This is a genomic window from Thioclava electrotropha (assembly GCF_002085925.2).
Lineage (GTDB): Bacteria > Pseudomonadota > Alphaproteobacteria > Rhodobacterales > Rhodobacteraceae > Thioclava > Thioclava electrotropha.
In genome coordinates this window covers 2,536,905-2,555,802 of sequence record NZ_CP053562.1, presented here as the reverse complement: position 1 = coordinate 2,555,802, position 18,898 = coordinate 2,536,905, and the positions used below count along the sequence as shown (strand labels likewise).

Below are 18,898 nucleotides of genomic sequence, written 5' to 3'. Positions count from 1 at the left end.
GCCTAATTGCCTGCTTCCAAAATATATTTTCATTTCATGAGTTTGGCGCGTTCAGCGCATTATCCTTGCAGGACAAAGCTCTCATCACTCCGCACACGGTTGCGGGAAAGAAGGCCCTCAGGAGAAAAATGCAGGCCAGTGCGCTTGTCGTGACGGACAGTGCAGGAAAACTTACGGAATCTATTCCGGCGTCCCGAGACTTGATCCCATCTTCTGGTCACACTTAATCGGAGAAACGCCATGAGCGACCAGAACAAACAAATTAGCGTGACTTTCGAACTCCTTGAGCAAATACTCGCTGCCGGGCTCAGTACCACGACCACACGGCTACTCATCTCAATGATTTACATGCAGGATCGCGAGAATCTGTGGAGGTCTGACGAATATTTCATCCATAAGCCGCAAGATGCCAAAATGTGGGCATTTGGCGCCGAGCTTCGAGCTCTCGTTGGGCCAACCGGGTCCAACAACGCTAAATCACTAAAAAAATTGATAGAAGAAGTGGACGGCCGAGGTCTGTTCGACGCCGTTTCTCTGACTGATAGAAACACGCAGATTCACTGGCAGTTTAGCAGAGACGTTCATGAGATGATGGCGTGCCGGTGGCTGGGTCCGGATTTCGCGCTGCTGGATCTGGATAAAGTCCGAGCTTGCGGCTCGATAATAACCCTCGATCTGTATTGCCGAGTACGCAACCTCAGAAAGAAACGTGTTCCAGAGTTCGAATTGCCGCTCGAAGTAAGGTGGCGCGACTATCGACAAAAGTTTCTTGGAAGCTTGCAGCAAGTCGTCACCATGGAGAACACGATAGCGTTCGTGGGGCTGGAGTGGGTCCGGCGGGCCGAGGGGCGCCAACGGCTCCTCGTGCGCCTGCGCCACAAAGGGACCACTTGGTATCCAGACAAGATTAGGTACTGGTCCATGAATGCCCGTGTATTCCGAGTTTCGTCAAATGAGATCGCGGAGATCGATGGGAGGAACCTTCGACAATACGCTCTCCCGGGTGAGAGTCCGGGGCAGGTGGAAGCAAACTTGAGGAAGAACCTTGCAGAGTAAGACGAACGTCGAATGGTGCAAACGCGGTCCGCTTGAAAAAGGTCCCGCAGGCAGCGCTTGATGAGAAGTATGACTTGTTTGAGCGGTCGGAACGAAGCAAGGCGTTCACCGGACCCGCCATTCACGGCAGGTGCTGAAAACATATTCCTCCGCGGCCCATCTTTGCGGTGAGGGGCTAAAGTCAACACAGCTTACAAACATCGCAATCAGCCCCCGATGAATTCATCGGATGCTGATGCCTTGTCATCGTACTTACTGAACGGCTTTCAGCTTCGCAGTTTTTCATTTGCTGCAAAGGGCGGTTGCCAGCTCGCTTTTTTCGTTTCGAAGTTTTTTGCTTATATGGAAAAGAACCATTTCCTCTGCACCACCCCGTCGGGTGGTAACGCTCGGTATGGGTATTACCGGCGTTTACCAATACCAAGAGGAGCCAAAAATGGCCAAACGAACACCCAGCGCCGCTGTCCGTAAACGTATCTTGGCGGCCGTCCGAGAAGTCGAAAAGACGGGAACGGTTACGAATCAGAGTGTGCTAAAATATCTTCAAGACAACAAACAGGGCGCGTCGATGTCAGACGTCCAGACCATCGTGAAAGAATATCGGGAGGAGGCCGAGGCGCATGCAGCAACTATGTCCGCTGTTCCGCCCATGCCCGATGAAGTGGTCGAGATGAATATGAAGATGTGGAGCTTGATTTGGAAGAAAGCTGATGAGCCCGTCGCGGCCATCAAAGCTTACTATGCCGCCGAATTGGAGAAGCGAAACCTATTCGACGCGGAACGCGAAAGCGACATGCTGATTGTGGAAGCTGACCTCGACGCCGCGACCGACCGTGCCGAGAAGGCCGAAGCGGCGCTCGCTGAAGTGAAGGAGAGCTTAGTGAATGCGAGGATGGAGATCGCACGGCTCGAGGGCCGTCTGGCCGAGCGGCTTTCCTTCAAATTTATTTCACCTAATGAGCTCAACGGGGAAGTATCTGATGGTCTTCGCAAGGGGGAGAACCAAGATGATGCTGCGTTAGCGGAAGTGGCCCTTAGGTGTGAAGATACGGAACAACTCGACATGTTCGGCGGTGGCCCCGTTGACACGTCACGCAACGCTGGAGCGAATGACGTCGCTGCCGAGTAGGTGATTTCTGCGAGTTCCTTGACCGCGAACGCTGTCGCGCAAACTTTGATGATTTTTCTCAGCCAACGCCATCATCCCCGGACCCGCTCGCGGATCCGGGTTTTCCACTTTACACGGATCGGTTTCGGGACGGAGTCGGTATGCAGATGGGCCTTCGTAGGGTCGGTCGCCTGACCGGGAGAATGCACACCCGAATTCAGGTCAAGGCCCCGAGCCTCTGCCACTGCAAGCAGCAGCCCGCAGCCGTTCATGTATGCATGCTGCAGCTTTGGGCTCTCGTCGCAAAGTATGCGCGCGTCGGCCGTCGCGAGCCAGGCAGCGCGGATCTCTGAATTATTCATTCCGTCACACGCAGCCAAGTGCGGTTCGACGTCCTTTGGATCGTCTGACGCGACAGGGATCGCACCGAGAAAATCGTCTTCTGAATAATTTGCAGCACGGGATCGCAGAGCCCCTCGGGCGATCCCATGAATGATCTCGCGGATTGTCGATGGGAGACGCACGGCACTGCGCGCCTCTTCGTCGGTAAGAACCCGCGATCGGCGCCGCTGTTCGGCTGCCTCCCGCTGAAATTCCGCAGTCTTCGTATTCATGGTCTGCTGGAAGGTGAAGAAGCGACGAGCAATGCCGAGTAGCCACTTTTGGCCAGGTTCAAGGAGCGTCCGGATACCATCCGCCTTGGCCTCGTTAATCTTTCCGCCGACCATAGTGATGCCCTCATGTTTACCCTCCCTCGCCGGGCGATAGCTGATTTCTCCTGTCTCCAGCATATCGAGGCCAAGCTCGACGGCAGCCAATTTGGCTTCCAGCTTTGCCTGCTCCCTCGCCTCAGCTCGGCGTATGCGCTTGCGCGCCGCATCGAGTTCGTCGAGGCTCTTTTTTCGGTGAGCTTCTCCCTCGCCAACGAGAACCTCCGCGAGCTCACGGCCGCGGGAGGGGGAGACATTGCGAACCTTGATGACTTGCTTGCCAGCCATCCGCTTCTTGCGCTCTCGGGCGGCCCTTTGCTGGCCGCGCTTCAGACCAAGACCTTGTGATTTTGCGTAATCAGCGACTCGATCTTGAAAGAGCTCATAGCTTCGGCGCTCCCATTGCTCTTCCTGCCCATTTTCACCGGCAACCGTGATCTCTTCAACTTGACCGAATAGGTGATGCTGCGCATGGCTGAGTATGTATCGCTTCGTCCGCTTCTCACGTGCCTCCGGCGCAATCACGGCGGACAAATGGCGCGTCCTTTCGTCAGCGTCGATCCGCGCGTAGATCAGTTCAGTGCCAAATTCCTTTTGAAGATAACCGACTGCGAAGGCGTCGAACTCAGCGACTTTTGCCGGATCCTGATTGCCGTTCTCATCAAGAAACCAGTCGTGGGACGCCGAAAGAATACACTCGACCCATGGCTTCTCGTTCTTCGGATCCCATGCCTCGCCAATGACCTTTGCCAGCGCTTTGGGGTTTCTGCCCGCGGATTCCTCCGCCGCATCAAGTTCTTCGCTTTCGGACTTCCTGCGTCGACGCTTAAACGACTCGCGTTTGAGAGCGATGTTGCGCTTCTGAATGTTGACGATCCGCGCATCTGCGATCTTCCGGAGATCGGCGTGGCCAACCGGAAAGTAGTTCAGGCCGGTCCGTGATGGGTCAACATGTGGCGTCTCACCCTGCCGCTTGCCATGCGCCTCGATCCCGCCAAGACCGTTTGTGCTGACCCTCTTAAAGCGCAGCACGATGAGGTTTTTCGCCTTTTCCATGAAGGTGAATTACGCCCCTGAGCGGGCTTTCTGAAATCTCTCCAGGATTATGTGCTTGAGCCGTCGAAGCTGTTCATCCTTCGGATGCGCTCAGCTCTTTACTCACTATTGAGCTGAGCGCACCGCCTTCGGCTCCTTGCTCTCAGCTCTTTCGTTCGCACGGGGCGCTGCCCCGAGACCCCGCGCTTCCAGCGGGGCACCCGCATGGCGGGCGGCCTCTCGGGAGGTCGTTCCACACTCCTCCCGCCGGCTGGCATCCCTCCTGTTCGCGCTCCCCGCGCCAGCCAAGGAGAGTGAGCCCTCTCCTGGACCTCTCCCATTGCGCGATCGTGAACAACACGACCGGAAGAACAGGCATAGCAGAATAAAGGATCTCCCTATGCCTCCTCGTCGCCGTGTCCTTTCGTTGAGACGCGGCGAAGAGGAAGCATACGAAAATATAAGATTTATGACTAACGCTTATGCGCGCGGAGCTGTCGACACAAACATGATAATGCTCGCCATCAGGACACTAAGCGCCGTGGCTACTTCACAACCACCGCAGTTGCGCGTTGGACATTAGCCTGCACGGTCGCTTTTGCCGGCGAGCTGACTGTTCATGAAATGATCTCACATCATGATACTTTCATCGTATGGGGCTCTACACATAGCTTTCCCGACACGCGACAGCGCCGCGGTTTCCGAAGCCGGTTTTTCCTCGAGAAACCGGCTTCGCAAGCCGCGGCTTGATGAAGGTCTCATTTGAACGAGGGCAAGCAACACTGCGGACCGGAACACCCGCGGGTGTCCTCGCGGAACGGAGGCGCACTCTTTCGCCTCTGGTCCACCCGGCGCGTCCTCCTGCGCGCCGGTCTTGAAAGAACGGCACCGAAGTTTCGGACAGCATGGTGCTGTCCAGCGGCTGCTGAGGAGACCCCGAATGGGTAAGCAAGAACTCGTCACTATTGATCCAAAGACCGGCATTCCGCGCTCGACGGCCGAGCGGTTGGTCCGCAGCTTCCTCGCCCGTCATGGCACAGGTTTGGACGACCTCCTGCGCCGCTTTCCAAGCGTAACCGGTCCCGCGTTTCGGTTTGCAATTGAGCAGTGCCTCAAGCCGGGCGTGACGACTATGGAGTTACGGCTCGCACTCGAAGAGGCCTGCGACACATTGTTGTCGCTGCGAGCGGAGGAATTCCACCCGCTCCCCGTCGACACTGGCAAACGCCTCCACGTAGACGCCGGTCTTCGTTGGTATGCCGCCCGCTTCGCCGATCTCGCACAGGCAGCACAGCGCATGTGATCCCCTCTAACCGCGTCGGGAGTACTCCGACGCGGGTCATCCCTTCCGCTCCGTGCCGTGATTTTGGGAGATATCAAACCCTAATCACAGTTTCGGCTATCCGCTTTTCGGCGAGCCGACCTCCTCCTCGGGACCCGGAAAACGATCCGGTGTGCCCGTCACCGAAGACTTCTCGAGGAGCGCAATATGACCATGCAGGATTGGACCGTCATTCCGTTAAGGCAAAAGGAAGCCGCCGCCGTCATCGGGCACAGCTACGGTCGCTTTTCCACGGTTCTGCAGAAGCTGGAGAAAAGTGGGGTCAACATCTGTGCCTACCGTGGAACTCGGCGGGTCTTCTATCCGCAGCACATCCAGAACATTAAGGACGCACTGGAATGCAAGACATCTCCAAAAAGGCACGCGGGAAGAACCGCGAAAAACGCAATCCGTGGGACCCTTACTGGGTCGAGAAAGCTGGCGACTGGGCCGTCGACTTCGTCATCGACGGACGACGATTTCGACGCCGCCTTGGCGTACGCACTTTCGATATGAAGAGCCGGGCGAACGAGGAGGCGAAACGCTTTTATTCGGAGGCCTGGGATGAAATGAAGGCCCCAGCTCCAGTAGAGCGGCCAACGAAGACGCCGTTCTATTTGGCGGCTCTTCGCTACATGCAACAGGGCAAAGAGAAACGCTTCCTGCCCCGCATCATCGAGTATTTCGGTGAAGACACTATGATCGAAGATATTGACACGTTGACGATCGCGGCGGCCGCAGCCGCGCTCTACCCGCATGCGAAACCTGAGACGGTCAAGCGCCAGTTGAAAACGCCGATCAAGGCGATCATCAACTTCGCGCAGGGAACGGGGCGTGAGAAAAGTCACGACACAAAAAGGACCCGGTGGCTCACGCCAGAAGAGGTGGAAAGGGTGTTATACTTCGCGTGCAACCCGCATAAGGCTGGGCTTCATGATCCACATCTGAGAACGCTTCAAAAGATAGCGTTCATGCTCGGTGGAGGGGCGGGACCGGGCGAGACCTTCGCAGCGCAGGCGGAAAACTGGAATTCCGCCACGTCTGAGTGGTGGTTGGATGGCACGAAGACTACCTATCGTGCGCGTTTCGTCCTGCTTCCGGCCCGCTCGATTGACCTAATCGGAGACGTGCCAGAAAGAGGTTCGGCGTTCCTCGCGCCCGACGGGCAGCCCTACGTGCCCCGCGAAAATGGTGGTGGACAGATGGCTGGAGCATTCAACAAGATCCGGGAGGCGGCAGGTCTGGGAAAGGACGTGGTTCCATACACGCTGCGCCATACTTGGGCGACTTGGTTTTACGCGCAGACGAAAGATTTTAGGCGCCTCGTCGACCTCGGAGGGTGGAATAAATCGGACACTGCAAACCGGTATTGTAAGGTCGCGCCGAAGGATCTCGGAAATCGCCTGCTTCAGCACGGGTGGGACTTTCGCGAGGACATCGGTGGACCAGTCAAATACGGTGAACTGGTAACTATTCGCAGGTAAGCCAATTCGCTCGGAGGGTATGCCCTCCGGGCATTTTCCCAGGCCGAAGACTGCAGAGATCGGAGTGGGGCGCCCTCCGATGGGGGCCTCGCTGCCAACGCGCTTCAAAGTTTGTTGGTTTGAGCTTCGTTAAACGGCAGCAACCGATGGTGAACCGCAGGCAGAGATGACAAGCATTTGTCAATTCGTCGAATTTTCGAAGAAATTATGAGTGAAACACCTTGTTTTATTGAAGGTGCCCGCCCTCTTAGCAGGGGAGCGCCTTCGACCACTCGGCCACGTCTCCGCGGACCCGTATAGGGATCGTCTCGGGGGGAGACAAGCGGTTTTTCGGCGGAAATTCGGGTGGTTTGCGATTTCTCGCGTGGGGCGGAGATGGCGCAGGCGGGGGCGCGGGTCGGCACGGGGCAGGGGCGCCGGTCGCCATGAAAAACGCGCGCGAGATGACTCGCGCGCGTTCCGTTTTCAAGGGGTTTCGCTTGGCTTAGCGGGTCGTCTCGCCGCGCCGGCGCACCACCACGTCGACCGTGATCGACGCAAGCAGCACCGCCGCCGTCGCCATCAGCTGCACCGCCGCCGGCAGGCCCAGAAGCGCCATGCCGTTGACGATCGCGGCGATCACGACGCCGCCGAGGATCGCGTGGATCGGATGACCGCGCCCGCCGAAGAGGGACGTGCCGCCGATCACCGCCGTCGCGACGACATAGAGCACGATCGTGCCGCCGTCGAAGCTGGTGGAGATCGAGCGCAGGCGCGAGGCGTAGATGATGCCGCCCAGACCCGCCGTCGTCGCCGCCAGCGTGAAGGCTGCGGTCCGGATCAGGCGCAGGTTGATGCCCGCCCGGCGCGCAGCCTCGGCATTGCCGCCGATCGCGAGGACATAGCGGCCGAATTTCAGCCGTCCCAGCAGGAAGGACCATGCCAGCAGCACCGCGAAGACGATCGGGATCACCCACGGCATGCCCGAGAGCGGGAAGCGTGCGACGCCGCGGTTCATGTTGGAGATCGTCACCAGCACGATACCCGCGATCACGGCGGCCGCGATCTTCGCGATGGTGAGGCCCACCGGCGGCGCGACGAGGCCGCTCTGGCGGCGTTTTGCATCCTTGCGGAAGGTCATGATCGCGAAGACCAGAACCACCGCTCCGGTCATCAGCCAGCCCATCAGCGGGCTCAGCGTGCCATTGGCGAAGTTGTTGATCGTGTCACTCGCGACAGGGATCGTTCCCCCGGCGCCCAGCAGCTGGATCATCAGCCCGTTGAAGCCCAGAAGGCCCGCCAGCGTCACCACGAAAGAGGGCAGTTTGAGCCGCGTGATCAGCGAGCCCTGGAAGATACCCAGTACCGCAGGCACGGCCAGGCCCGCTACGACAGCCGCCCACCAGGGCCAGTCGGTACCCGGCGCGACCAGCAACGTCGCAACCGTCGCCCCGATCCCGGCCACGAAGCCGAGCGACAGATCGATCTCGCCCAGCAAGAGGACAAAGACCTGTCCCATCCCGATCATCATGAAGACCGAGCCCTGAACGAGCAGGTTCACGACGTTCCCCGGCGAGAGGAATTTCGGGTTCTGCAACTGGAAGATCAGCGAGATCAGCACGAAGCCCAGAAGAACCGGCAGCACGCCGCTTTCGCCTGCCTTGATCTTCGCCCATGTGCGCGAGAGGTAGCTTGCAAAGCTCTGATCCTCGGTCGTGGCGCCCACCACGGCGGAGGGGCCGCTGTCGCCCGACGCCTCGCGTTGCGCCGCGACATCCTTGGCGTTTTCTGCCGCGATCGAGGCGGCGGCGCGCATCGCACCGGCTTCGACCACGTGATCGGATTTGCCCGTGGTCATCAGTTCGACCACGCGCTGGGTGTCGTATTCCTCGATCGGGCCCTGGCTGACCATCTCGCCCAGACGCAGGATCGCGAGCCGGTCGGAGACCGCGAAGACGTCGTTGAGGTTGTGCGAGATCATCACCACTGCAAGGCCCTGATCGGCGAGGCGGCGCACCAGTTGCAGCACCTGACCGGTCTGGGCCACGCCGAGCGCCGCGGTGGGCTCGTCGAGGATCACCAGTTTGGAATTCCACATCACGGCCTTGGCGACCGCAATCGATTGCCGCTGACCGCCCGAGAGCGCCGAGACCGGCGCGCGGATCGAGCGCAGCGTGGTCACGCGCAGCCCTTGCAGCGTCTCTGCCGCGGCGCGCTCCATCGCGTCCTCGTCGAGCATCCCGTTCGTCAGGATTTCGCGACCGAGGAACATGTTCTGCAAGACGTCGAGATTGTCGCACAGCGCGAGGTCCTGATAGACGACCTCGATGCCCAGCTCCGCACTGTCGCGGGGCGAGCGGACGCGGACCTCATTGCCTTCCCATTCGATTACGCCGCCATCGGCTTCATGGATGCCAGCGATGGTTTTCGTCAGCACGGATTTGCCCGCGCCATTGTCACCGACCAGTGCCGTCACCTCGCCGGGGCGGACGTCGAAATCGACCCCGCTGAGCGCCTGAACTGCACCGAAGCTCTTTTCCAGACCCCGAATACGGAGGATCGCGTCGCGATCCTCCGTCAGGGACCCGGTACCGTTACCCGTGTCCATCATTGGCTATCAGTTCCCGATGCCTGCGGCCTTGCACGCGTCAGCCGCGCCGCCCGCACAGAGCTTGGAGGTGTCGACGAAGCCGTCTTTCACGACGGTGTCGGCCATGTTCTCCGGGGTGACCCAGATCGGCTTGAGCAGGATCGAGGGCACGTCCATGCCGCCCTGGCTGTCATTGACCTTGCCGTTGACGAGGCCGTCGGGCGGAGTGTCGCCAGCACGCATGTAGAGCGCGAGCGCGGCTGCCGCCTGAGCTTCGAGGTAGATCGGCTTGTAGACGGTACCGCACTGGTAGCCGGTGAGCACGTTCTGCAGGCCGGTGACCGTCGCGTCCTGACCGGTGGTCGGGAAGGCTTTCGGCGGCACTTTCAGCGTCTTGAGATAGGAGATGACCGCGTTTGCGTTGTCGTCATTCGGGGTGACGACGGCGTTCATGTCCTGATGCGCGGTGAACTGCTGCTCGAAGGTGGTCCGTGCGACCGACGGGTCCCAGGTGCCTGCGGGCTCGCCCGCATTGGTGTAGCTGCCATCGTCGAATTTCGGCTTCAGCACGCTCATGTAGCCCTGCTTGAACAGGGTGGCGTTGTTGTCATCGGGCGAGCCCGCCATCACGAGGATATTCGGCTTCTCGATGTTCCAGTCGCTGAGGCACTGTTCCATGCCCTTGCCGATCAGCTCGCCGACATATTCGTTGTCGAAGCTGATATAGTAGTCGCGCGAGCCGCCAAGCGTGATCCGGTCATAGTCGATGACCGCGACGCCGTGCTCTTTCGCGTATTTCTCGACAGCCGCACCGCCGCCCGAGGAGATCGGGTCGATCAGCAGAACGGTCGCGCCCTGGCTGATATCGGTCTGCGCCTGCGTGAGCTGGTCGGCTTCCGAGCCCTGCGCGTTGGTGATGATCAGATCGTCCGCGGACAGGCCCGCCTCCTTGAAGGCTTTCTTCAGGTAGGGCTCGTCGAACGAGGTGTAGCGGGCGGAGCTTGCTGTGTCGGGCAGCAGCACGCCCACTTTGCCTTTGCCTTTGGCGGCGACGTCCTTGAGCTGGCCCATGGCGGCGAAATCAGCGCCGAAGCTGTCGGCGGTGACGCCTTGAGCCTGCGCGGCACCTGCAATCAGGCCAAGCGCGAGAACGCTGGTTCCGGCGAGACGCGCGGCGGTTCCGCACGTCGAGCGACGAATGTCTTTCATTATAATCCTCCTAAGGCCGGATGGGTTCCTCCCGTGGGGTGGCATCGCCTTGCCCCAGCGCGCCGCCTGTGCCGGTTGCGGACAGGGCAGCGCCGGGGCGCGCATCCGGTACGCGTCCCGTTAGCGCAATCATGGCTTGAAATGTTGCTCTGAACAGGGGGGTGGCGAACACAAAACACTCACGAAACTGCGAGGCCGTGGTATTCCGGGGCAAGTAAGAAGAGTAGGGGAGACGAGCGGCTGACTTCGCGCGGCACCGATGTGGCACCCGGAGTGGTTGACACCTGCGCGCGCCGCTGTATAAGCCCGCCATTCCGGTAACGCGAGTTGCCGGGATTATTCATTGGTGTTGGTGGACCTCGCAAGAGGAAACCTGTCGCCGGTCGCCGCGAGGCCCGGAGGAGGACAACGCCCTTCGAAACAATAATGAAGGAGATCAGCCGTGACCAAACGCACGTCTGCCAAGTACAAAATCGACCGCCGCATGGGCGAGAACATCTGGGGCCGCGCCAAGTCGCCCGTCAACCGTCGTGAATATGGCCCCGGCCAGCACGGTCAGCGCCGCAAGGGCAAACTGTCCGACTTCGGTATCCAGCTCCGCGCCAAGCAGAAGCTGAAGGGCCATTACGGCGACCTGACCGAGAAGCAGTTCCGCCGCATCTACGCCGAAGCCGAGCGTGTGAAGGGCGACACCGGTGAAAACCTGATCGGTCTGCTCGAGCGCCGCCTCGACGCGCTGGTCTACCGCGCCAAGTTCGTCCCGACCGTCTTCGCTGCGCGCCAGTTCGTGAACCACGGCCACGTGCTCGTGAACGGCAAGAAAGTGAACATCCCCTCCTACCGCCTGAAAGAAGGCGACGTGGTGGAAGTCCGCGAGAAGTCCAAGCAGATGGCTCTGGTTCTCGAAGCCGTTCAGTCGCCCGAGCGCGACGTTCCGGATTACCTCGAAGTCGACCACAACAAACTGACCGCGAAATTCGTGCGCACCCCGGCTCTGTCCGACGTGCCCTTCGCGGTTCAGATGGAACCGAACCTCGTGGTCGAATTCTACGCGAAGAACTGATCTCTCAGTCTTCGCCGATCATTCGGAAAAGGCCGTGCCCCCGGGGCGCGGCCTTTTTCTTTTGGGCAGTGGGGTGGCGCGATACGAGCCGAGGGCAGGGCCCGGCCGCCGGGTGGGCGCGCCCCGTTTCGTGGTCTTCGCTTAATCTCGCGAAATCCGGACAACCTCGATCCGCGCGCTGACGCCACCAAAGCGCCCGCCCGAGGGGGCGGTCGGGCGCTGCCCGGGCCGCTGCGCCGCTGATCCGGGCGGGGTTCGCCACTCACCCGTTGCATCCCTGCCGCGTCTGCTATGCGGGTGATCTTCTCACTAGCCCTGTCGCGCCATGGCGGATAGAACTCGGGCCACGATTCAGGAGTGCACAATGACCACGCATATTCGCCCCCAGCCCGGTATTATGGACATCGAGCTCTATCAGGGCGGCGCCTCCCATGTGGCGGGGCGCACCGATGCCGTCAAACTCAGCTCGAACGAGAACCCGTTCGGCCCCTCTGACAAGGCCAAGGACGCGTTCGCGAAATGCGCCCATTCGATGCATCGCTACCCCCCGACCGACCATGCCAAGCTGCGCACGGCGATCGGCGAGGTGCATAAGCTCGACCCCGACCGGATCATCTGCGGCGTGGGCTCGGACGAGATCATCCACTTCCTGTGCCAGGCCTATGTCGGCGCGCGCGACGAGGTCGTGTTCACCGAGCACGGCTTCCTGATGTATCGCATCTCGACCATGGCCGCGGGCGGCACCCCGATCGAGGTCAAGGAGCGCGACCGCACGACCGATGTCGATGCGATCCTGAGCGCCTGCACCAAGAAGACCAAGCTCGTCTTCCTCGCCAATCCGAACAACCCGACTGGCACGATGATCCAGCTGGCGGAGCTGGAGCGGCTGGCGGCGGGGCTGCCGAAAGGCGCGCTGCTGGTGATCGATGCGGCCTATGCGGAATATGTCGAAGGCTATGACGGCGGGGCGGAGCTGGCGACGCGCCTGCCCAATGTCTTCATGACGCGGACCTTCTCGAAGATCTACGGTCTCGGCGGGCTGCGCGTCGGTTGGGGCTATGGCTCGCGCGAGGTGATCGACGTGCTCAACCGCATCCGTGGGCCGTTCAACCTTTCGACCGCGCAGCAGGAGACTGCAGAGGCCGCCGTGCGCGATCAGGACTGGGTCAACAAATGCCGCGATGACAACACCCGTTTGCGCGCGTGGCTGGCCGAAGCGCTGGCGGAAAAGGGCGTTCCGTCAGATACTTCCACGGCGAACTTCATCCTCGCGCGTCTCGCCTCCGAGCAGGAGGCTGCCGATTGCGATACCTACCTGAAATCCGAAGGCATCATCGTGCGCCGGGTCGCGGGCTATAACCTGCCTAACTGCCTGCGCATCACCGTGGGCGACGAACCGTCCTGCCGCCGCGTGGCGCATCTGATCGGCGTCTTCAAGGCAGGCGGGATTGAGGTGCCCAGATGAGCCAACTCTACCAGCGGGTCGCGCTGATCGGGCTCGGCCTGATCGCCTCGTCGATGGCCCATGCGATGCGCGAGAAGGGCCTGGCGGGCGAGATCGTCGGTCATGCGCGCTCCGCCGAGACGCGCGACACCGCGCTGGAGATCGGGCTGGTCGATGCCGTCTATGAGACCGCCGCCGAGGCCGTCGCGGGCGCGGATCTGGTTGTGCTCTGTGTGCCGGTCGGCGCGATGGCGAAGATCGCCGAAGAGATCGCTCCGCATCTGGCCCGCGGGGCTACGATCACCGATGTCGGCTCGGTCAAGCGCGCGGTGATCGACGCGGTCGGTCCGCATGTGCCCGAGGGGGTGCATTTCATTCCCGGCCACCCGCTGGCGGGGACGGAACAGTCCGGCCCGCGCTCGGGCTTTGCGACGCTCTTCGCCAATCGCTGGTGGCTGTTCACGCCGATCGAGGGCACGGACCCCGAGGCGCTGACCCGGCTGAAATCTCTGGTCGAGGCGATGGGCGCGAATACCGACGAGATGGCGCCCGATCACCACGATCTCGTGCTCTCGGTCGTGTCGCACACGCCGCACCTGATCGCCTATACGATGGTTGGCGTGGCGGATCATCTTCGTCGTGTAACCCACGAGGAAGTCATCAAATATTCCGCTACGGGTTTCCGCGATTTTACCCGGATCGCGGCCTCGGACCCGACGATGTGGCGCGACGTGTTCCTGACCAACAAGGAAGCCACGCTCGATATCCTTGGCCGCTTCACCGAGGAGCTGTTCATGCTGCAACGCGCGATCCGCATGGGCGATGGCGACATGCTGCACGACTATTTCACGCGCACCCGCGCGATCCGCCGCGGCATCATCGAGGCCGGGCAGGATACGGATGCGCCCGATTTCGGGCGCGGTGCGCCGAAGAAAGACGCATGAGAGTAGCGGCGCTGATCGCACTTGCGGCAGTGGTGGCGCTTGGCTCTTGCGGGCGCGGTGAAGATCGGCGCTCGGCGCGCTATTCCTCGTCGGGCGAGCTTTGCGGCATTGCGGGGCTGGAAGGCGCGCATATCGCGCCGATCGACGGGCCGGGGCGCTGCGGCATCGCCGATCCGGTTCAGATCACCTCCGTCTCCGGTATCCGCCTGACCTCGCCGGTTCGGGTGAATTGCTCGGCGGCGAAGTCCTTCAAGCGCTGGGTGGATCGTGGGATCAAACCGGCGGTGGGGCGGCGCGGCGGCGGGATCGAGGCGATCCGCATCGCAGCCTCCTATTCCTGCCGGAGCCGCAATTCGCAGCCCGGCGCGAAGCTGTCCGAACATGCCAAGGGCAACGCAATCGACGTCTCGGGCGTGGTCCTGCGCAACGGCAAGACGCTGAGCGTGCTGGAGGATTGGCGCCGGGGCCGGGTGATCAAGCGGATGCACAAATCGGCCTGCGGCCCGTTCGGCACCGTGCTGGGGCCGAAATCGGATCGCTTCCATCAGGACCACATCCACGTGGACGTGGCCAGCTACCGCGGCGGGGCTTACTGCCGTTAACCTTTACTGCCGCTGCGCGACCAGCTGCGGCGCGGGGCCGAGCGGCACCGGGCCGAGGCTCATCTGCCCGTCCTTGAAGACAAGCGGCACTTCCAGCGCGCCATCGGGGTTCTTCGCGGCCAGCATCGCGCCGATCCCGGTTACGAGCTTCATCTGGTCCTTGCCGATCAGACCCATGCTCTGCGCGATGCCGACCCAGTTGCGCCACGAGGCAGAGCGGATCGTCAGCGTGCCGTCGGGATAGCCCGAGGGATCGACCGTCAGGTTGCCCTCGACCGAAACATCGTTGCCGCCCCAGCTCAGCGAAAGGTCCGAAACCGAGAACGTCATCAGCCCCGGGATGCCCGCTTCCAGCGCGGTCTGGTCGATCGGTTCGCGCGTGCCGATCAGCGCGTCGAAATGGATGCGTGCGATGGTGTCGGGCAGCTTGCCCTTCGGGTCGACCCGCTCCAGGAGATCGGCCGGGAGTTTCAGCGACTTCGCCTCCGCGCCCAGACGATAGGCGGCGGCGGGCATCACCAGATCGGCGGCTTGCGCCGAGCCGCCGAGCGCGCCCTGCGCCTTGTCCTTGCGCTCGATGGCGAGGCGCAGCTGATCGGCCGAAAGCGCGGGGGCCGTCTCGCCCGCGGGCGTCAGCACCGGCGCGGAGATCACGGCAATCGCCCGCTCCAGCGGCAGCGCGGTCGAATAGCCCACCGTCAGCGAGGCGCGCATGTCCTCTTGCGTCAGCTTGTAGCTTTGATCGCCCAGTTGCAGCGACTGGCCCGAGGGCAGGTAGGCGATCACTTTATTGGGTTCGTATCCCAGAGCGAAGAGCTGCGCAAAGGGCGCGCTCCAGTGCCACAGGCCGCCCTGATCCTTCAGTTCGGGCTTGTCGAAGGTCAGATCGAAGCGCGAGGGGAAGCCCGCCAGCGACACCGATTGCGCATCGCCCCAGCCTTCCTGCCGGGCCTGCGCGAGCATGTCGCGCGCGCCGTTTTCGATCTTATGCGCGCCGTAAAACCAGTAGCCGCAATAGGCCAGCGTCGCGACCAGCACCAGAATGATCAGTTTGCGCATCTTCGCCTCTTTGCAAATCGGGTGAACCCCATGTAAGCCGTGTTCTCATGCAGGACCAGTGCGACGACAACAGGATCTGGGTCTTCGGCTACGGCTCGCTGATCTGGAACCCCGGCTTCGATTTTGACGAGCGGATGCTCGCCCGTGCGCCGGGTTGGGAGCGCAGCTTCTGCCTGCGCTCGCTGGTGCATCGGGGCACGCCCGAAGCGCCGGGGCTGGTGCTGGCGCTCGACGAGGGGCAGGGCGGCTGCGCGGGGCTCGCCTTCGCGATCCGGCCCGGACAGGAAGACGAGGTAATGGCCTATCTGCGCGAGCGCGAGTTGGTGACCTCGGCCTATCTGGAACGAGAGATCGACGTCGATCTGGATGACGGGCGGCGCGTGCGCGCGGTCACCTATGTGATCGACCGCCATCACGATCAGTATTGCGGCGGGCTTTCCGATGACGAGCAGGCGCGGATCATCGCCAGCGCCACCGGCGGGCGCGGTCCGAACCGCGATTATCTGTTCAATACTGCCCAGCATCTGCACGAATTGGGCATCCCGGATCCCCATCTTGATGCATTGGTGGCACGGCTGCACGACTTGTCGTGATAGCCCTTGGCGAAGGGCTGCACCCTCGCTAGGCTCTGCGCAAACAGGCAAGAGGGGCAATAATGGAAGAGCCGATCCGGCTGGAGCCGCAATTCTCACAACCCGTGCGTCAGGTGATCCTGATGCTTCTGGTGCTCGGCTTGGTCGCTACGGGTGGCTATTTCGCCTATTCGCGCATCTTCCCGATTTTCCTCGCCAATCCCTGGCTGAACGGGGTGATCCTCGCGGTCTTCGTCTTCGGCATCCTCGCCTGTTTCTGGCAGGTGGTGCAGCTGGTGAAGGCGGTGAACTGGATCGAGAGCTTCGCCGCGGACCGCCCCGGTCGTCCGCAGGTGCGCCCGCCGTCGATGCTGGCGCCGCTTGCGTCCCTTCTGGGCTCGCGCGAGGCGCGCCGCGCGGTGTCGTCGTCCTCGGGGCGCTCGATCCTCGAATCCGTCGCGACCCGGATCGACGAGGCGCGCGACATCACCCGCTATATCGCTGGGCTGCTGATCTTCCTCGGCCTGCTCGGGACGTTTTACGGCCTCGCTACCACCGTGCCTGCGGTGGTCGAGACCATTCGCGCACTGGCGCCCAAGGAAGGCGAGAGCGCGATCGGCGTGTTCGACAACCTGATGACGGGTCTGGAGGCGCAGCTGGGCGGCATGGGCACGGCGTTCTCCTCCTCGCTCTTGGGTCTTGCGGGCTCGCTGGTGGTGGGCTTGTTGGAACTGTTCGCAAGCCACGGTCAGAACCGGTTCTACCGCGAGCTGGAGGAATGGATTTCCTCGATCACGCGGCTGTCCTTCACCGCGCTCGAAGGGGGCGATGGCGAAGGCTCGATGGTGGCGGGCGTCCTCGATCACATGTCCGAACAGATGGACCAGATCCAGACACTGTTCGTGCGCTCCGATGCCGGTCGCGTGCAGACCGAGGCGCGGATCGCGCATCTGTCAAACGCCATTCACGACCTGTCGGAACGGCTCTCGGCAGAGATGGATGCGCGCCACCGCCAGCAAGGCGCGCTGCAACAGATGGCCGAGGGGCAGGAGCGGCTGATCGGCGCGCTCGATCACCTCGCGCAACGCACGGCCGAAGGCGCACCCGAGGCGGAGGCGCTGATGGAGACCCGGATGCGGCTGCGCTCGATCGACCAGCAGATGATGCGGATGCTCGAGGAAGTCAGCGCCGGACGGCAGGAAAGCATGGCCGAGCTGCGCCACGATTTCGCAGGTCTCACCCGGGCGATCCTCGGCTACAAACCGCATCGCGAGGATTAATTCATGGCTCTGGCACGGCGCGGCGGCAATCGGTTCTCGACCAATATCTGGCCGGGTTTCGTCGATGCGATGACGGCGCTTCTTCTGGTCCTGATGTTCGTCCTGTCGATCTTCATGATCGTGCAATCGGTGCTGCGCGATACGCTGAGCACCAAGGAAGGCGAGCTGATCCAGCTCAACGAACAGGTGTCGAACCTCGCCAAGGCGCTGTCGCTGCAACAGACGAAGACGCAGCAGCTGACCGGCGAGTTGGAGAATGCGAAGGACAAGGCCGACCAGCAGGACTCGCTGATCGCGACGCTCACCTCGCAGCTCGATGACCGCAGGGCCGCGCTGGCCGATGCCAAGCAGAAGATCACCGAATTCGAGGCCCGCGTCGCGCAATTGGTGGGCGAGCGCAACGCCGCGCAGCAGGATGCGAGCGCCAAGGCCGACGAAATCCGGCTAAGCAAGGAAACCATCGCCGATCTGCGCGACAAGCTGACGAAATCGGGTGATGAGGTCGCGGCGATGACGCTGCAGCTCGAAGAAGCGCGCAAAAAGGCCGAGGACACGCTGACCAAGCTCGCCGCCGCGCAGACCGCGAAAGACGATCTGGAAAAGCAGCTCGGCAAGCAGCTGTCCGAGGCCGAGAAGCAGGCCGCGCTGAAAGCCACCGCGCAGAAGGCGCTGGCCGATCAGCAGGCGATCTCGGAAGGCGCGCAGAAGAAAGTCGCTCTGCTCAATCAACAGGTTGCGGCGTTGCGCAGCCAGCTCGCGCAGCTGCAGAACGTGCTCGACGAGGCGCAGCAGAAGGATGCCGCGGCCAAGGTGCAGCTCGACAATCTCGGCCAGCAGCTGAACGCGGCGCTGGCCCGTGCGGCCTCCGAGGAAAAGAAACGCGCGGACCTGCAGGAGAAGATGCGCAAGGAGGCCGAGGCCAAGGCAAAAGATCTGGAGAACTACCGTTCGGAATTCTTCGGCAAGCTGTCGCAGCTTCTGAAGGGCAAACAGGGCGTGAAGATCGAAGGCGACCGTTTCGTCTTCTCCTCCGAGGTGCTCTTCGCGCCGGCCTCCGCAACGCTGTCTGATGCGGGCCGCGCGCAGATCAAGCAGGTGACCTCGCTGCTCGACCAGCTGCGTGGGGAAATCCCGGGCGACATTCCGTGGATCATCCGCGTCGATGGCCATACCGACGACACGCCGCTGTCGGGGCAGGGCGAGTTCAAGGATAACTGGGAGCTGAGCCAAGCCCGCGCGCTGTCGGTGGTGAAATATATGGTCGAGAGCCTCGGCTTCCCGCCGCAACGCCTCGCCGCCGCCGGGTTCGCGCAGTTCGACCCGGTGAACACCGCCGACACGCCCGAAGCGCGCGCCCAGAACCGCCGAATCGAGCTGAAACTGACCGAGCGCTGAGGCGCCGGTCAGACGATCTCCGTCAGCCAGTCGAGGAACGCGCCGAG

At 62.0% G+C, this 18,898-nt stretch carries 15 protein-coding genes and 1 tRNA gene; 11 read left to right on the top strand and 5 right to left on the bottom strand.

Features of this window, described 5'->3' with window-relative positions; genetic code table 11:
• Positions 1-240 precede the first annotated feature (240 nt).
• Both AKL02_RS12140 and AKL02_RS12135 read left to right on the top strand, forming a co-directional pair.
• Positions 241-1,056, top strand: coding sequence for a hypothetical protein (locus tag AKL02_RS12140; RefSeq protein ID WP_083077455.1), 816 nt, complete (start codon positions 241-243; stop codon positions 1,054-1,056).
• Between the two features lie 436 nt (positions 1,057-1,492).
• The gene (locus AKL02_RS12135) at positions 1,493-2,185 is read left to right on the top strand and encodes a DNA-binding protein (RefSeq protein ID WP_083077454.1); all 693 of its coding nucleotides are present in this window, start codon (positions 1,493-1,495) and stop codon (positions 2,183-2,185) included.
• Between the two features lie 71 nt (positions 2,186-2,256).
• Here the strand turns inward: AKL02_RS12135 and AKL02_RS12130 are convergent, their stop codons facing one another.
• On the bottom strand, positions 2,257-3,930 hold the full coding sequence (locus AKL02_RS12130; protein ID WP_083077453.1) for a plasmid recombination protein: 1,674 nt from the start codon (positions 3,928-3,930) through the stop codon (positions 2,257-2,259).
• Between the two features lie 919 nt (positions 3,931-4,849).
• On the opposite strand from AKL02_RS12130, the gene AKL02_RS12125 reads away from it, so the two are divergent.
• Both AKL02_RS12125 and AKL02_RS12120 read left to right on the top strand, forming a co-directional pair.
• Positions 4,850-5,212: an ACT domain-containing protein gene (locus AKL02_RS12125; protein ID WP_083077451.1), complete on the top strand. Its 363-nt coding sequence runs from the start codon at positions 4,850-4,852 to the stop codon at positions 5,210-5,212.
• A gap of 377 nt (positions 5,213-5,589) precedes the next feature.
• On the top strand, positions 5,590-6,714 hold the full coding sequence (locus AKL02_RS12120; RefSeq protein ID WP_083077443.1) for a tyrosine-type recombinase/integrase: 1,125 nt from the start codon (positions 5,590-5,592) through the stop codon (positions 6,712-6,714).
• A 161-nt stretch (positions 6,715-6,875) separates the two neighbouring features.
• On the opposite strand, the gene AKL02_RS12115 is transcribed toward AKL02_RS12120, so the two are convergent.
• The 3 genes from AKL02_RS12115 to AKL02_RS12105 form a co-directional block, all read right to left on the bottom strand.
• A tRNA-Ser gene (locus AKL02_RS12115) sits at positions 6,876-7,000 on the bottom strand.
• Positions 7,001-7,198: 198 nt separating this feature from the next.
• Positions 7,199-9,304, bottom strand: a complete 2,106-nt coding sequence (locus AKL02_RS12110; protein ID WP_165756958.1) for an ATP-binding cassette domain-containing protein — start codon at positions 9,302-9,304, stop codon at positions 7,199-7,201.
• 6 nt (positions 9,305-9,310) lie between these two features.
• Complete coding sequence (locus AKL02_RS12105) at positions 9,311-10,492, bottom strand: sugar ABC transporter substrate-binding protein (protein ID WP_083077442.1); 1,182 nt, start codon at positions 10,490-10,492, stop codon at positions 9,311-9,313.
• A gap of 442 nt (positions 10,493-10,934) precedes the next feature.
• Here AKL02_RS12105 and rpsD point away from each other — a divergent pair, with 442 nt between their 5' ends.
• The 4 genes from rpsD to AKL02_RS12085 all read left to right on the top strand — a co-directional run bounded on the left by rpsD (position 10,935) and on the right by AKL02_RS12085 (position 14,545).
• Positions 10,935-11,555: a 30S ribosomal protein S4 gene (gene rpsD / locus AKL02_RS12100; RefSeq protein WP_078540514.1), complete on the top strand. Its 621-nt coding sequence runs from the start codon at positions 10,935-10,937 to the stop codon at positions 11,553-11,555.
• Between the two features lie 364 nt (positions 11,556-11,919).
• On the top strand, positions 11,920-13,020 hold the full coding sequence (gene hisC, locus AKL02_RS12095; protein ID WP_078520975.1) for a histidinol-phosphate transaminase: 1,101 nt from the start codon (positions 11,920-11,922) through the stop codon (positions 13,018-13,020).
• A complete protein-coding gene (locus AKL02_RS12090; protein ID WP_083077440.1) occupies positions 13,017-13,943 on the top strand; it encodes a prephenate/arogenate dehydrogenase family protein in 927 nt (308 codons plus the stop codon). Before hisC ends, AKL02_RS12090 begins: the two co-directional genes overlap by 4 nt.
• On the top strand, positions 13,940-14,545 hold the full coding sequence (locus AKL02_RS12085) for an extensin-like domain-containing protein (RefSeq protein WP_108722348.1): 606 nt from the start codon (positions 13,940-13,942) through the stop codon (positions 14,543-14,545). The genes AKL02_RS12090 and AKL02_RS12085 overlap by 4 nt, the downstream gene beginning before the upstream one ends.
• A gap of 3 nt (positions 14,546-14,548) precedes the next feature.
• Here AKL02_RS12085 and AKL02_RS12080 read toward each other — a convergent pair whose 3' ends face one another.
• Positions 14,549-15,604, bottom strand: coding sequence for a DUF2125 domain-containing protein (locus AKL02_RS12080; RefSeq protein ID WP_083077438.1), 1,056 nt, complete (start codon positions 15,602-15,604; stop codon positions 14,549-14,551).
• A gap of 47 nt (positions 15,605-15,651) precedes the next feature.
• Between AKL02_RS12080 and AKL02_RS12075 the strand changes: the two genes are divergently transcribed.
• The 3 genes from AKL02_RS12075 (at position 15,652) to AKL02_RS12065 (ending at position 18,851) form a co-directional block, all read left to right on the top strand.
• On the top strand, positions 15,652-16,197 hold the full coding sequence (locus tag AKL02_RS12075; RefSeq protein WP_198453184.1) for a gamma-glutamylcyclotransferase: 546 nt from the start codon (positions 15,652-15,654) through the stop codon (positions 16,195-16,197).
• A 62-nt stretch (positions 16,198-16,259) separates the two neighbouring features.
• On the top strand, positions 16,260-17,456 hold the full coding sequence (locus tag AKL02_RS12070; RefSeq protein WP_078520972.1) for a biopolymer transporter ExbB: 1,197 nt from the start codon (positions 16,260-16,262) through the stop codon (positions 17,454-17,456).
• A gap of 3 nt (positions 17,457-17,459) precedes the next feature.
• Positions 17,460-18,851 (top strand): peptidoglycan -binding protein, encoded by a 1,392-nt coding sequence (locus AKL02_RS12065; protein ID WP_083077436.1) that lies wholly within the window; start codon positions 17,460-17,462, stop codon positions 18,849-18,851.
• Positions 18,852-18,898: the final 47 nt, after the last annotated feature.